12 protein-coding genes and 1 pseudogene are annotated in these 13,922 nt (G+C 72.2%); 7 read left to right on the top strand and 6 right to left on the bottom strand.

Translation table 11 applies throughout. The features are described from left to right. Positions 1-29: 29 nt before the first annotated feature. The 4 genes and pseudogenes from OWR29_RS11325 to OWR29_RS11340 form a co-directional block, all read right to left on the bottom strand. Entirely contained in the window at positions 30-863 is an 834-nt protein-coding gene (locus OWR29_RS11325) for a nucleotidyltransferase family protein (protein WP_267562652.1), read from the bottom strand. A 182-nt stretch (positions 864-1,045) separates the two neighbouring features. Next, positions 1,046-1,492 (bottom strand): annotated as a pseudogene (locus OWR29_RS11330) (NUDIX domain-containing protein); the annotation flags it as partial. A gap of 94 nt (positions 1,493-1,586) precedes the next feature. Next, positions 1,587-3,377 (bottom strand): RelA/SpoT family protein, encoded by a 1,791-nt coding sequence (locus OWR29_RS11335; protein ID WP_267562653.1) that lies wholly within the window; start codon positions 3,375-3,377, stop codon positions 1,587-1,589. Between the two features lie 109 nt (positions 3,378-3,486). Further along, positions 3,487-5,286 (bottom strand): DEDD exonuclease domain-containing protein, encoded by a 1,800-nt coding sequence (locus OWR29_RS11340; protein ID WP_267562654.1) that lies wholly within the window; start codon positions 5,284-5,286, stop codon positions 3,487-3,489. A 104-nt stretch (positions 5,287-5,390) separates the two neighbouring features. Between OWR29_RS11340 and OWR29_RS11345 the strand changes: the two genes are divergently transcribed. The 5 genes from OWR29_RS11345 to OWR29_RS11365 all read left to right on the top strand — a co-directional run bounded on the left by OWR29_RS11345 (position 5,391) and on the right by OWR29_RS11365 (position 10,916). Beyond that, complete coding sequence (locus OWR29_RS11345) at positions 5,391-6,776, top strand: NYN domain-containing protein (RefSeq protein WP_267562655.1); 1,386 nt, start codon at positions 5,391-5,393, stop codon at positions 6,774-6,776. A gap of 108 nt (positions 6,777-6,884) precedes the next feature. Continuing rightward, on the top strand, positions 6,885-7,106 hold the full coding sequence (locus tag OWR29_RS11350) for a hypothetical protein (protein WP_267562656.1): 222 nt from the start codon (positions 6,885-6,887) through the stop codon (positions 7,104-7,106). Between the two features lie 47 nt (positions 7,107-7,153). Next, positions 7,154-8,407 carry a M48 family metallopeptidase gene (locus OWR29_RS11355; protein ID WP_267562657.1) on the top strand — a complete coding sequence of 418 codons (1,254 nt, stop codon included), beginning with the start codon at positions 7,154-7,156 and terminating at the stop codon, positions 8,405-8,407. Continuing rightward, on the top strand, positions 8,407-9,534 hold the full coding sequence (locus tag OWR29_RS11360) for a glycosyltransferase family 4 protein (protein WP_267562658.1): 1,128 nt from the start codon (positions 8,407-8,409) through the stop codon (positions 9,532-9,534). Before OWR29_RS11355 ends, OWR29_RS11360 begins: the two co-directional genes overlap by 1 nt. Before the next feature lie 896 nt (positions 9,535-10,430). After that, positions 10,431-10,916: a TlpA family protein disulfide reductase gene (locus tag OWR29_RS11365; RefSeq protein WP_267562659.1), complete on the top strand. Its 486-nt coding sequence runs from the start codon at positions 10,431-10,433 to the stop codon at positions 10,914-10,916. Here the strand turns inward: OWR29_RS11365 and OWR29_RS11370 are convergent. Beyond that, complete coding sequence (locus tag OWR29_RS11370) at positions 10,861-12,144, bottom strand: MFS transporter (protein ID WP_267562660.1); 1,284 nt, start codon at positions 12,142-12,144, stop codon at positions 10,861-10,863. The two genes, OWR29_RS11365 and OWR29_RS11370, sit on opposite strands and share 56 nt — an antisense overlap. 66 nt (positions 12,145-12,210) lie before the next feature. Here OWR29_RS11370 and OWR29_RS11375 point away from each other — a divergent pair, with 66 nt between their 5' ends. Together OWR29_RS11375 and OWR29_RS11380 are read left to right on the top strand one after the other, a co-directional pair. Then, a complete protein-coding gene (locus OWR29_RS11375) occupies positions 12,211-12,714 on the top strand; it encodes a MarR family winged helix-turn-helix transcriptional regulator (RefSeq protein ID WP_267562661.1) in 504 nt (167 codons plus the stop codon). Positions 12,715-12,776: 62 nt separating this feature from the next. Further along, entirely contained in the window at positions 12,777-13,193 is a 417-nt protein-coding gene (locus tag OWR29_RS11380; RefSeq protein ID WP_267562662.1) for a DUF4395 domain-containing protein, read from the top strand. A gap of 58 nt (positions 13,194-13,251) precedes the next feature. Here OWR29_RS11380 and OWR29_RS11385 read toward each other — a convergent pair whose 3' ends face one another. Continuing rightward, positions 13,252-13,920: a response regulator transcription factor gene (locus OWR29_RS11385; RefSeq protein ID WP_020512124.1), complete on the bottom strand. Its 669-nt coding sequence runs from the start codon at positions 13,918-13,920 to the stop codon at positions 13,252-13,254. Positions 13,921-13,922 lie beyond the last annotated feature (2 nt).

A 13,922-nucleotide genomic window follows, 5' to 3' on the forward strand; every position in this document is an offset into this window, starting at 1 on the left:
CGAGCCGCGAACTCATCGGCTCCGCCCGTTCAGACCGGGACGGTGAGGTTGCCCGGGGCGCGCACGGTGCTGGTCAGGGACTCGGTGGGGAGCACCTGAGCGCCGGGCCAGATCACGCAGCGGTGCAGGTTGCCGTCGACCCGCGCCCCGGCGCCGACCACCGAGTTGCTGACCGTGCCAGTGACGGAGGCCGTGGGGTCGATCAGCGAGCCGCCCTGGGTGGCGTGCAGGTTGGCCAGCAGATAGTCGGCCGGGGTGCCGGTGTCGATGTAGACGCCGTCGAAGTGGATCAGCTCGAGGCTGCCCTCGGCCTCGGCCGGGCGCCAGACCGTGCGTACGAGATCGCTCTGCTCGGTCGAGAGGGCACGGACGTAGCGCCAGGGCAGCAGCGAGAAGCCGGTGAAACGGCGGCCGCTGAAGCCGCCCGTGGTGCCGGGGAGGGTCGGCTTGGTGAGCATGCGGACCGTCTCGCCGTCCCAGCCGTCCAGCAGAGCCGCGATGTCTTTGCCGGGCTCGCGGGTGGGATCGGCCAGGTAGGCGTCGGCGTTGCCGACCAGGGCGCCGCGGCCGTCGATCCAGGACTTGAGGCGACCCACGCCGCCCGACGTGCCGACCGGGCCGTCCGGCTCCACCGAGAGGTGGCCGCGGTCGCCGACGTGCCGCACGACCTGGTCGGCCAGGTAGGCGGCGTTGACGGCGACCTCGGCCGGGCCGGTGAGGCCGAGACCGGCCAGCCGGGTCAGCGCCCGGTCGAGCAGCGGCACGTTGCCGACCGGGCACAGGGCCTTCGGCAGCAGCTCGGTGAGCGGCCGCAGCCGCTGCCCCTCCCCGGCGGCCAGGATCACCCCGGCGACGGAAGTCACGCCCGCTCCTCGTCCACGGTGGCCGGGCCACGGTCCGCCTTGGTTCCCGCCGGACGGGCCGCGTCGCGGTCCGCCGTGGCCCTCGCCGGGTCGGCCGTGCCGCGGTCTGCCTTGGTTTCCGCTGGACCGGCCGTGCCGCGGTCCGCGTTGGCCCTCGCCGGGTCGGCCGCGTCGCGGTCTGCCTTGCTTGCCGGTGGGCCGGCGAGGTCGTAGCGGGAGAGGAGGTCGGTCGTGTTGCGCGTCAGGCGGGGCAGGTCGTCGATCGGGAACCAGCCGATGTCGACGATCTCGCCGCCGTCGATGTGGAGGGTGGCCCGGGAGGCGTCGACCGTACCGAAGAAGACGGTGTCGACCACGCCCACGGGGTGGACGATCGCGTTGGGGACGCCCGGGGTCAGGTCGTCGGGGTCGATGCGTACGCCGGTCTCTTCCAGAAGTTCCCGGGCCGCACCGATGGCCGGCTCTTCACGCCGCTTGAGCAGGCCCGCCGGCAGGCTCCAGCCGGCCTTGGAGGGCTGGCGCAGCAGCAACAGGTTGCCCGAATCGGCATCGCGGATCACGGCGACCGCGCCGACCAGATATTTCGGGGCGACCAGGATCACGGCGGCTCGGCGCAGGGGGCTGGGCATGCGATAGAACGCCTGATATGCGTACGCCCGCACGCGCCGAGGAAAACTCACGTCGTCCAGGCTAGCGGGGTGCCGCCGCCCGCCCGGAGGCGGCTCAGTCGGGATGATCGACCAGGGCGATGAGCTGCTCGACCACCGTGTCCGGCTCGAGGGTGCGCTCACACACCGCGACCAGCATGGTCTCGAGGTCGGGGTAGCCCATCTCTTCGGCCAGGCGGCGCAGGGGGACCTCGCTGGCCAGGCCGCGGTCGTGCTTACGCAGGGTCAGCCCGATGGTGGCCCGGCCCAGCCGCACCTTGTCGGCGATGCTGATGCCGGGCTCGTTCTTCTCGTCGAAGTATTTGTTGATCTGAAGCTGGGCCTGGCTCGATTTCACGAAGCCGAGCCACTCGCGACGCGGGCCGCGAGGAGCGTTCGGCTCCACCTCCACATGACCGTCGGTCTCGGAGAAGATCTCGACCACGTCGCCGTCGCGGAGCTGGGAGCTGAGCGGGGCGAGCCGGCCGTTGATCGTCGCGGCCAGACACTGGTCGCCCGTCTGCGGGCTCAGCTCGTAGGCCAGGTCGACCGGAGTGGAGCCGCTGGGCAGTTCGCAGGCGTGTCCGTGGGCGAAGACCGTGATCTGAGCCTCGGCCAGGTCGCACCGCAGCGACGCGAGGAACTGGGCGGCGTCGGTCGTGTCCTGCTGCCAGTCGAGCACTCGTTTCAGCCAGGTCAGCTGGTCGGCGCCGGAGGCCTCGGCGGTTTCCGCGTACTTCGGATACCGGTAGGTCGTGGCGACGCCGTACTCCGAGTAGCGGTGCATCGCCTCGGTGCGGATCAGCACCTCGACCAGGCGCCCGTCGGGGCCGGTCACCGTGGTGTGCAGCGAACGGTAGAGGTTGTTCTTGGGGGAAGCGATGAAGTCTTTGAACCGGCCGGCCACGGGGCGCCACTGGCCGTGGATGGCGCCGAGGGCGGCGTAACAGTCGGTTTCCGGCCCGTCGACCACGACCGCGATGCGGGGCAGGTCGAACGGAACGCTGTGGCCGCCGGCGACCGTGTCTTTCCAGATCGAGTAGTAGTGCCGCGGGCGGGCCGTGACCTCGGCCGTCACCCGCTGGCGGCGCAGCGCCGCCCGGGCCCGGGAGCTGACTTCGTCGAGGTAGTCGTCCCAGCCAGGGCGGTTCTTGACGTGCTCGTCGATGCGCGCGTAGGACTCGGGCTCGAGGTGGAAGAGAACCACGTCGTCGAGGTCGCGCTTGAGGGCCTGGATGCCCAGCCGGTCGCACAGCGGGACCAGCACGTCGAGCGTGGCGGTGGCGATGCGGGCCCGGCTCGCGGGCGAGCGAGCGTCCAGCGTACGCATGTTGTGCAGCCGGTCGGCCAGCTTGATCACCAGGACGCGGACGTCCTTGCCGGCGGCGACGATCATCTTGCGGATCGTCTCGGCCTCGGCCGCCTTGCCGTAGAACGCCTTGTCGAACTTGGTCACGCCGTCGACCAGGTGGGTCACCTCGGGGCCGAAGTCGCCGTGCAGGGCCTCGAGGGTGTAGCTGGTGTCTTCCACCGTGTCGTGCAGCAGTGCGGCGACCAGCGTGGTCGTGTCCATGCCGAGCTCGGCGCAGATCTGGGCGACGGCGAGCGGGTGGGTGATGTAGGGCTCGCCCGACTTGCGCATCTGGCCGCGATGCATGTTCTCGGCGATCGCGTAGCTGCGCCGCAGGACGCCGGCGTCGGCCGACGGGTGCACATTGCGATGAGCCCGGGTCAGCGTCGTCACTGGATCGTCATCGTTGCCGGGCAGGCTCAGGAAGGAGCGCAGGCGCTGTGTGAGCGACATCTCGCGCTCGGAAGTCGGCAGGGCACGTCCAAGGGCGGCGCCGTGGCCGGCGTCGACGTCCACTGGACACCCCCTCACCACCGGGCTGCCGGCCGCACCGCGGGGGACCGCGGGAAACCGGTGGCCAAATCGTCGTGAAGCCCCGCGAACCAGACCCGGGATTTCACTTGCCTTACAGCCTAAGCGAGCGAGCGTCATCCGAACGGTCAGTTACCGATGAGCGAACGGACGAGTCTTTACCCGAAGCGGCCGCCTCGGCCCGGTTGAGCAGGGAAGTGAACCGCGCCGCGCCACGAACCGGTGACACCCAGTCGCCAGAAGTTTCCACCAGCCGGGTGTCCGGCAGTTCGAGCCACGCCAGGATCCGCTCCGTCTCTTCGGCCGAGGCGGCCGGCACCGGGCCTCGTCCGGGGAGGACTGTCTCGGCCGTCAGGCGGACCGCGTCGAGAGTGGGCCGAGGGTGCTCGCGGGGCGGCGAGGTGGCCGCGGCGGCCAGCCGGCCGTGCCGGACGACCACGATCTCCCACCCGCCGATGCCGTCGCGCCGGGCCGCCACGATCTCGGCCAGTCTGGTCATGGCGGCCAGCCGCTGCATGCGGACGGTGGCCCGGAGCAGGGCGATCAATCGGGAGCGCAGGACGGCCGCCTCTTCGTACCGGCGCTTGTCGGAAAGCGTCTCGATCCGGGTCATCAGCGCGTCGACCACCTGGGACGGATCACCGTCGAGGGCCGTGCGGAACGGCAGCGCGGCCGTCACCTCGTACTCCTCCGGGGTGATCTTGTGTTCGCAGGGCGCGGGGCAGCGGCCCAGCTCGGACAGGGCGCAGGCCGGCGTGGGGGTGCGCACCGAGAGCTTGTGGCTGCACTGGCGCAGGGGGACGGCGTCGTAGACCCCGGCCGCGGCCAGCTCGGCCGTCCGGCGCGACGAGAACGGGCCCAGATAGGCCGCGTTGTCGTCGGCCAGGGCGCGGACCACCGACAGGCGCGGGTAGGCCTCGGCCGTGAGCTTGAGCCAGACCACGCGTTCCGGATATTTCGACCGGCGGTTGTAGGGCGGGGAGTGGGCCGCGATCAGGCGCAGTTCGCGCACCTCGGCCTCGAGCGGGTGGGCGCACTGCAGCGCCTCGACCCGGGTGGCGGCGCCCAGCATCTCGGAGATGCGCGCCCGCTTCTCGCTGGCGGTGAAATAACTCCGTACGCGGGTGGCGATGTCTTTCGACTTGCCCACGTAGAGCGGGCGGTCGTCGGCGGCGCGGAAGACATAGACCCCGGGCACGTGGGGCAGGCCGTCGGCGAGGTGGCGCTGGCGGCGCTGGGTGGGGGTGACCGCCTTGGCGAACTCGATCGCATCGCCCACGGTGTGCACCCGGAAGCTGCCCAGCCGCTCGATCAGGCCGTGGAGCACGTCGACCGTGGCCCGGGCGTCGTCGAGTGCGCGGTGGGTGGGCTGGACGGTGGCGTGGAAGAACTGAGCCAGCGTGCCGAGCTTGCGATTGGGCACCTCGTCGCGGGTCAGCGCGCGGCGGGCGACGGCGGCCGTGTCGAGCACGCGGGGGTTGGGCCAGGTGTAGCCGTGCCGGGCGCAGGCCGCCTTGAGGAAGCCGACGTCGTAGGGCGCGTTGTGCGCCACCAGCACGGCGCCGCGCAGGAACTCGAGCAGGCTGGGGAGAACCGACTCGATCGGGGGAGCGGGGGCCAGCATCGCCTCGGTGATGCCGGTCAGGACGGTGATGAAGGGTGGCAGCCGCTCACCCGGATTGACCAGGGTCGCGAATATGCCCAGCTCCTCCCCGCCGCGTACCTTGACCGCCCCGATCTCGGTGATGCCGGCGCCGTCGGCCGCGCCGCCGGTCGTCTCGAGGTCGAGCACCACGAAAGTGGTGTCGGCGAGGGAGAGCGCCGCCGGGTCGACCGACCCGTCGGCGCTGAGAAGCGTGTCCAGAGTGCCCTGGACATATGCCGGTTGTGCCACGGCGGGGAGATTAGAGCGGGGGTATGACAAGAACGGGCGCGGCCGGAGAAAAGATCACTTGCTTCGACAAGCGTTTCTCCGGCTCACGGTGGGAGAATGGGTAGATGTCAGAGCTCCTGCCACCCGGCGACCGCCCCGATCAGGGGGCGGCCGTTCAGGACGGGGAGCTCGCACCCGAGCCGGTTCTGCCCGAGCCTGTGCTGCCCGAGCCGGTCCGCCAGCGCATCACCGTCCTCGCCGCGGCCGCCCTGCCCAGCCTGCCGGCCGACGAGATGCCGGCGCAGATGCGCAAGGTCGCCCGTTTCGCCCCGAATCGCCGGGCTCGGCTCGGCGGGCGTGAGATCGCCGCCCAGCTCGCCGCCGACCCGCTGTTCCGCCAGCGCATCAGCGGCCGCGTCGTGTCCGACACCGGCGACCTGGGGGCCGCCGTCGCCTCCGGCATGGCCCCGGCCGCGGCCGACCCGGTCGAGGTGGCCGCGCTGGCCTACCTGGCCCGTCCCGACGGCTGGCGTGAGCTGGTCGAGGCGGCCGGCCACGCCGTGCTGGCCGAGGCCGACAGTGCGGCCGTCGCCGCCCAGCTGCGCGACGCCGAGCAGCGGGCGGCCCGCGCCGAGCACGACCGGGCCGTGGCCAAGGTCGAGGCGGACAAGCTTCGCGACGAGCTCGCCCGCGTCCGCGAGGAGCTGGGCCAGCTGCGCGAGGAGTCGCGCGCCACGGCCAAAGCGCTGCGCGAGGCCCAGGCCGCCCAGAAACGCGCGAGCGACCTGTTGGCCACCGAGAAGGGGCGCGCGTCGCGCACCGCGGCCGACCACGACTCCGAAATCCGGCGGATGAAGACCCGCCTGGCCGAGGCCGAGGCGCTGGCCGCCACCGGCAAGGCCGCCGCCAAGGACGCCCGCGCCGCCGACGACGCCCGGCTCTGGCTGCTGATCGAGACGATCGGCCAGGCCGCCTCCGGGCTGCGCCGCGAGCTCGCGCTCAACCCGGCCGACAAGATGCCGGCCGACTTCGTGGCCGACGCCGCGGCCGACCGCCCCGGCTCGCCCGAGCGCTCCCAGGCCCGCGCGCAGGACACGGACGACCCCGGCCGCCTCGACCAGCTGCTCGCCCTGCCCCGGGCCCACCTGATCGTGGACGGCTACAACGTCACCAAGCGTGGCTTCGCCGAGATGTCGCTCGAGCAGCAGCGCAAGCGCCTGATCACCGGGCTCGGCGGCATCGCGGCCCAGACCGGGGACGAGGTGACCGTCGTCTTCGACGGGGCCGAGCGGGTGCACGGCCTGCCGCCGGCGCCGCGCGGGGTGCGGGTGCTGTTCTCGCGTAAGGGCGACACTGCCGACGAGCTGATTCGCCAGCTGGTGCGCGGCGAGCCGGCGGGCCGGCCGATCGTGGTCATCTCGTCCGACCGTGAGGTGGCCGACGGCGTGCGCCGGCACGGCGCGTACCCGATGGGGGCGGACTCGTTGCTGCGCCGCCTGTCACGCTCCTGAACTGCCGTTTCCCGTTTTTGTCATACCCCACCCCTACCGTGATGGTCACCGATGGTGGTCGGTCCGCGACGTCCCCAAGATCGCGCCGCCACCCGGGGAGGAGGAGTGATGATCATCGACTGCGGTCGGTGCGACCAGACGTCGGCCGAGTGTTCCGGCTGCCTGGTCGGGGCCCTGATGAACACCCCCGACGGCATCGCCGACCTGACTCCGGGCGAGCTGCGGGCGATCGAGGTGTTCGAGTTGGCCGGCTTCGATGTCGAGCTGCTCGAGACGCCCGAGCCGCCGGTGGTGGTCCCGCTGTACCCGCATGGGCGTCACGTGGCGTGATCGCGAGTCTCTAGGATGGGCGGTCACGGTGCGTTGTGGAGGTGGGGATGAATCGGCTCTGGGCGGCCGGCACGCTGGCGGTCCTACTGATCGCCCTGGCCGTGGTGGCCCTGCTGGTCATCCCGTGGCACCGTCCGCCCGCTCCGCGTCCCGACCAGCTCGACGCCCTGCGGCAGCTGCCGGCCGACAAGGTGGCCCGGGCCCGCGAGTTCCGGTCCGAGCTGCGCCCCGGCAGCTACGCCTCGATGATCCTGGGGCTGGTGATCGCCCTGGTCATCGGCCTCACCCCGATCGGCGCGTGGCTGGTCACCCAGGCCGGCCGGCCGTTCGGCGGGCACTGGCTGGCCCAGGCGGTGCTCGGCGGCTTCCTGGTGGTGCTGGTGTCCGAGGTGGTGACCCTGCCGCTCGCGGCCTGGCGGCACACCATCGTCGTCCGCTATGGCATCTCCACCCAGTCCTGGGGCGCCTGGTCGGTCGACCTGCTGAAGTCGTTCGCGGTCGGCGCGGTCATCGGCGGCCTGGCCCTGGCCGGGTTCTACACGGTCACCCACTTCGCGCCGCGCTGGTGGTGGGCGTTCGGCGCGGCCGGGGCGGCCGGCCTGGTGGTGCTGCTCTCGTTCGTGCTGCCGGTGCTGGTCGAGCCGGTCTTCAACAAGTTCACGCCCATGCCCGACGGTCCCTTGCGTACGGAATTGATCCAGCTGGCCGCCCGTGACGGTGTGCCGGTGAAAGACGTGCTGGTGGCCGACGCGTCCCGGCGCACCAAGGCCGTGAACGCATACGTCTCCGGTCTCGGGCCGACCCGGCGCATCGTCGTCTACGACACCATGCTCACCGAGGCCGAGCCGGCCGAGGTGGTGTCCGTGGCCGCGCACGAGCTGGGCCACGCCAAGGACGGTGACGTCCTGACCGGCACGCTCCTCGGCGCCTTGGGCACGGCGGCTGCGGTCATCGCGCTCTTCCTGCTCGGCTCGTGGGGCTGGCTGCTCAACCGGGCCGGGGCCGACACGATCGGGGAGCCGAAAGCCATCGGCCTGCTGCTGGCCGTGGTCGCGCTGGCCGGGCTGGTCGCCGGTCCGGCTCAGGCCTTCGTGTCGCGGCGCATCGAGGCCCGGGCCGACCAGCACGCGCTCGTCCTGACCGGCGACCCGGCGACGTTCGAGGCCATGCAGCGCCGCCTCGGCACCGTCAACCTGTCCGACCCCGATCCGCCCGCCTGGGAGCACGTCTTGTTCGCGTCACACCCGTCCACGGTGGAACGGATGGCCGCCGCGCGCGCCTTCGCCCGGGGTGACCGCTGATGGGGCGCACGCTGCTGATCACCAACGACTTCCCGCCCCGGCCCGGCGGCATCCAGCAGTTCGTCCACAACCTGGCCGTGCGGCAGCCGGCCGATTCGGTGGTCGTCTACGCGTCCACCTGGCGCGGCGCCGCCGCCTTCGACGCCGAGCAGCCGTTCGAAGTGGTGCGTGAAAAGACGGGCATCCTGTTGCCGACGCCCGCGGTGGCCCGCCGGGCGGCCGAAATCGCGCGTGCCCACGACTGCGACCGGGTCTGGTTCGGGGCCGCGGCGCCGCTTGGCCTGCTGGCTGAGGGCCTACGCCGGCGAGCCGGCATCGAACGGGCGGTCGCGCTCACCCACGGGCACGAGATCGGCTGGGCCGCCCTGCCCGGCGCCCGCACGCTGCTGCGCCGCATAGCCCGCGGCAACGACGTGATCACGTACCTCGGCGACTACCAGCGCACCCGGCTCGACCGGGCCCTGCACGGCCTCACGTCGCTCGAGCGGCTGGCCCCCGGCGTCGACGTCGACGCCTTCCACCCCGGCGTCGACGGCAGCGAGGTCCGCGCCCGGCACGGCCTGACCGGGCGCCCGGTCATCGTCTGCATCTCGCGCCTGGTGCCCCGCAAGGGACAGGACATGCTGATCAAGGCCCTGCCGACGATCCGCCGCCGCGTCCCCGAGGCCGCGTTGCTGCTGGTCAGCGGCGGCCCTGACCGCAAGCGCCTGGCCCGCCTGGCCGTCGAGCACGGCGTGGCCCGCGACGTCGTCTTCACCGGCTCGGTGCCCTGGCCCGAGCTTCCCGCCCACTACGCGGCGGGCGACGTCTACGCCATGCCGTGCCGCACCCGGGCCGCCGGCCTCGACGTCGAGGGCCTGGGCATCGTCTATCTGGAAGCGTCGGCCACCGGCCTCCCGGTCGTCGGCGGCGATTCCGGCGGCGCCCCCGACGCCGTCCGCGAGGGCGAAACCGGCTACGTCGTCGGCGGCACGGACGTCGAAGCCATCGCCGCCCGCCTCACCGACCTGCTGACCGACCACACCAAGGCCAAGGTCATGGGCGCCGCCGGCCGCGCCTGGGTCGAGGCGGAGTGGCGCTGGGAGACCCAGGCCGCCCGCCTGACCCGCCTGCTCGCAGGGACGTAACTCACCGACCTCAGACGGGCACGGCCTGCTGAGCCGGCAGGCTTGGGACCGTGGCCGGTGGCCGGTGGCCGGTGGCCGGTGGTCGGTGGGCGGGCGGGGGCCGGTGACCGGTGAGTGATGGGCGTGGGCCGCTGGGTGAACCGTTGCCGAGTAAGACGCTGAACGGCTGGCGGCTGGCGGCTGGCGGCAAGTGGAGGTGAGTCGTGGGCCGGTCGGTGATTCTGTGAACTGGCGCCGAGCGGGTATGGGTGGCGGGTGTGGGTGGGTCGCGGGCCGGTCGGTGCCTCCGCGAGCTGGCGGCGAGCGTGGGCCGCTGGACCGGCGGGGACGGCTGAGCGACCAGTGCTGGCGTGGGCGGCGGGGCGAGCCGGCGCTGGGTGGGCGCGGTGCGGTGCGGTGCGCGAAGCGCTGGCGGATGCGGTGCGGTGCGGTGCGCGAAGCGCTGGCGGATGCGGTGCGGTGCGCGAAGCGCTGGCGGACGCGGTGCGGTGCGGTGCGCTGCGCTGCTGGGCGCCGCGCGGTGCGCGAAGCGCTGGTGGATGGGGCGCGGCTGGTGGACGCGCGGGCTCGCTGCGGGGCTGGTGTCGTGACATTGTTGTCCTATGGACCTGGTAGGGCTTGGGGTGGTGCTGGCTGTGCTGGTCGTCGGGACAGTGATCGGGCTTCTGCGGCGGCGTAACGACGGCCGGCTGAAGGACTACTCGACGCGGCGCGGCGGCGGAGTGTCGCCTGCGCCCGTCGGCGAGGCGGGGACCGTAGCGCGAAGCACTTCAGGTGCCGCGGCGCTGAGCTCGGGGACCGTAGCGCGGAACACTTCAGGTGCCGCGGCGCTGAGCTCGGGGGCCGTAGTGCGGAGCACTTCAGGTGCCGCCGCGCGGAGCGCTTCGGGGGGCGTGGTGCAGAGCGCTTCGGAGGCCGTGGTGCTGGGCACGCCCGAGGGCGGGGGCGGCGAGGTAGCTTCGGGGGCGGGCGAGGGTCAGGCTGCGCGGGCCGGGGGCTTGGTGGTGGCTGATGTGGGGGAGGAACCGGGCGTGATCGAGGGGGCCGGATCCGATCCGAGTGGGGCTGGGGCTCGGCTGGATGCGGAGCTGTTGCGGGAGCTGGGGGTGGGGGAGGCCAAGGCCACCCTGCTGCAGTTCTCGTCGGCGTTCTGTGCGCCTTGCCGGGCGGTGCGGCGGGTGAGTTCCGAGGTGGCCGCGATCGTGCCGGGGGTGCAGCACGTCGAGGTGGATGCGGAGAGCCACCTCGACGCGGTGCGGGCCCTGGGGATCTGGCGGACGCCTACCCTGCTGGTGCTGGACGGTGAGGGCCGAGTTGCCAAGAGGGCTACCGGCGTACCGGGGAAACCGCAGTTGATTGCTGCTCTGGGTGAGGTTCTTTGACGGCGTCGGGCAGTTCGGGCACCGGGCCGGGGTCGGCGGGTGACGCGGCCGTGGCGCGAGTGAGGGTTCGGGTGCCGGGGACCAGGAACTGGGTGGCGGCCGAGAGGAACAGGACCGCGGCGCAGACGGTGAGGACCTTCGAGGTTCCGTAGGTCGCTTCGAGCGGGCCGGCCAGGACGTTGCCGACGGGCATGGCCAGGAAGCTCGTCAGGTAGTCCCACGAGGAGACGCGGCCCAGCATGCGCTGGGGGACGTTGTCCTGGATCGCGGTCTCCCAGGCCACGTCGAAGAAGATCAGGCCCGCGTAGCCGATGATCGCGCCGGCTATGACGGCGATCAGCTCGGCCGGCCAGACGTAGGCCAGCGCCCACAGCGGCATCAGCAGCAGGGTCAGCCAGCCCGCCCGCAGCAGGCGGCGGGGCTTGAAGCGCAGGGCGACCGCGGCGCCGATGACGCCGCCCAGGCCCTCGGCGGCGGCGATGAAACCGGCGGCCGACGGGCCACCCAGCCGTTCGATGGCGACCACCTGCACCAGCACCAGGATCACGCCGTTGGCGATGTGGTAGACCGTCGCGCCGAACAGGCCGAACAGCAGCCAGTCGCGTTTCGCGATCTCGCGCCAGCCCGCGGCCAGTTCGCTGAGCATCGACGTACGGTCGCCGCGCTCCGCCCGTACGCGAAGAAGCAGTGCCGCCACCATCGAGGCCAGGAAGCTGAAGGCGTTGACGGTGAAGCCGGCCGAGGCGCCGAACGCGGCCACCGTCACGCCGCCCAGCGCGGGACCGGCGATCTGGCTGCCGGTCTGCAGCATGCTCAGGGTGGCGTTGGCCGACTGGCGATTCTCCGGCGGCACCAGCAGCGGGCGCAGCGCGCTGAAGGCGGGGTCGAAGAAGCTGGCGGCGCCGGTCGAGAGTGCGGCCAGGGCCATGAGCAGCGGAAGGTGATAGGCGCCGCCGAAGAACATGACCGCCATGCCGCCTGCCGCCAGCAGGCGTACGAGGTCGGAGGCGACCATGACGTGCTGCGGCTGCAGACGGTCGGCCCACACGCCGCCGAAGAGGGTGCAGACCAGCCGGGCCACGATCGACGCGGCCATGACCAGGCCGAGGTCGCCGGGACCGCCGCCGGCCTGGACGACGGCCACGGCCAGAGCCACGGTCTGGAAGCCGTTGCCGACCCACGAGAGGGTCTGCCCGGTGGCGAGCAGTTGGAAATCGGTGAACCGCATGACCGCAAACTAGTTCACCGTCTAACTATTAGCAATCTAAAAATCAGACGGTGGCACAATGGCGCCATGGATGAGGACAGCGTCGACCAGCACGTGGCCCGGTGGTCGGCCTTCTGGAAGAACGAACCGGCCTTCGCCCCCGAGGTCGAGGGCGCCCTGGTGCGCATGAACTTCATCCAGCGCGAGGCCCGCCGGGCCGACGCCGTCGCCTTCGCCGAGTCCCAGGAGCTCACGGCCGAGGACTACAAGACCCTGCACGTGCTGATGATCCAGCCGTGGCCGATCGAGGCCACCCCGGCCCAGCTGGCCGAGGCGGCCAAGGTCACCCGGGCCGCCATGACCAGCCGGCTCGATCGCCTCGTCACGGCCGAGCTGGTGACCCGCGAGAACGACGAGACGGACCGGCGCCGCGTGCTGATCCGGCCGACCGCGGCCGGGCGGGCGATGTGGAACAAGTACATCTTCGAGGGCATGGCTCGCGATCAGCGCCTGCTGCGGGCCCTCTCGCACGAGGAGCTGATCCAGCTCAACGGCCTGCTGCGCAAGGTCGTGCTCGACCTGGAAAGTTGACCGCGGCGCCGGTGATGCCTCTCACCAGGGCTTTCCGGGAGCGTGGGTGCGACGCTGGGCGGATGGAACTCGACCCCCGGGGTCAGCGCTTCGCCGCCACGCTGACCAGCATCGTCCTCGTCGTCGTGCTGGCGACCGGCTGGGGGTGGCTGGCGCTCGCGCAGACGGTTGTCTTCGCGATCACGGCAGCCGACCCGCGGCGCGGTCCCTACGCGTACGTCTATCGCGCCCTGCTGCTCCCGAGGCTGGGGCCCCCGGCCGAACGCGAGCCGGTGGCGCCTGTCCGGTTCGCGCAGCTGGTCGGTTTTAGCTTTCTGGCTGTCGCGAGTGTCGGCTACCTCGCCGGGCTGACCGCGCTGGGCGTCGTCTTCACCGCGTTCGCGCTGCTCGCGGCCTTCCTCAACGCCGCCTTCGGCCTGTGCCTGGGCTGCGAGGCCTACCTGGCGATCAAGCGCCTGAGCCGTCCTCGAAGCGCCTAGAAACACGACACGCCCGGTGGGGGGACCGGGCGCTGACGTCGTGGTGGAACGGGGATGGTCAGAACTTGGGGGCGTCGGGCGCCTCGAGCAGACCCAGCCGCAGCGCCGTCATCAGCGCCTGAGCCCGGTTGGCGGCGCCCAGCTTCTCGTAGAGCTTCGAGATGTGGGTCTTGGCCGTGGACTCCGAGACGAACAGCTGCTTGGCGATGCCGGCCACGCTCATGCCGTCGGCCAGCAGGCGCAGCACCTGACCCTCGCGGGGGGAGAGCTGCGGGCCCGAGGGGGCCAGCCGGCGCTTCATGGCCTCGGCCAGGTCGGCCGCGGTGAAGGCGCTGGGCGCAGAAGCGGCGTGCCGGGCGGCCGCCACGACCTCGTCGGCCGGGGCCGTCTTGGGCACGAACGCGCTGGCGCCCGCCTCGAGCGCGCCGAACAACTGGTCGTCGCCCGCGTACATGGTCAGGACCACGATGCCCATGTTGGCGTTGTTCTTGCGCAGGGCCTTGGTCGCCTCGAGGCCGCTGCCGTCGGGCAGGCGCAGGTCCATGATCACGACGTCGGGCTGCAGGGCGCCCGCCTGACGGACCGCCTCGGCGGCGGTGGCCGCCTCGCCGACGACCTCGAACTGACGGTCGCGCTCGAATGCGTGTCGCAGCCCCTTACGAATCAAGTCATGATCGTCGACAAGGAGGACCTTGGTGCGCGTCGTCGGCGCCGGACTGGTCGACATGC

Source organism: Paractinoplanes pyxinae (assembly GCF_026626335.1).
Taxonomy (GTDB): Bacteria; Actinomycetota; Actinomycetes; order Mycobacteriales; family Micromonosporaceae; genus Actinoplanes; species Actinoplanes pyxinae.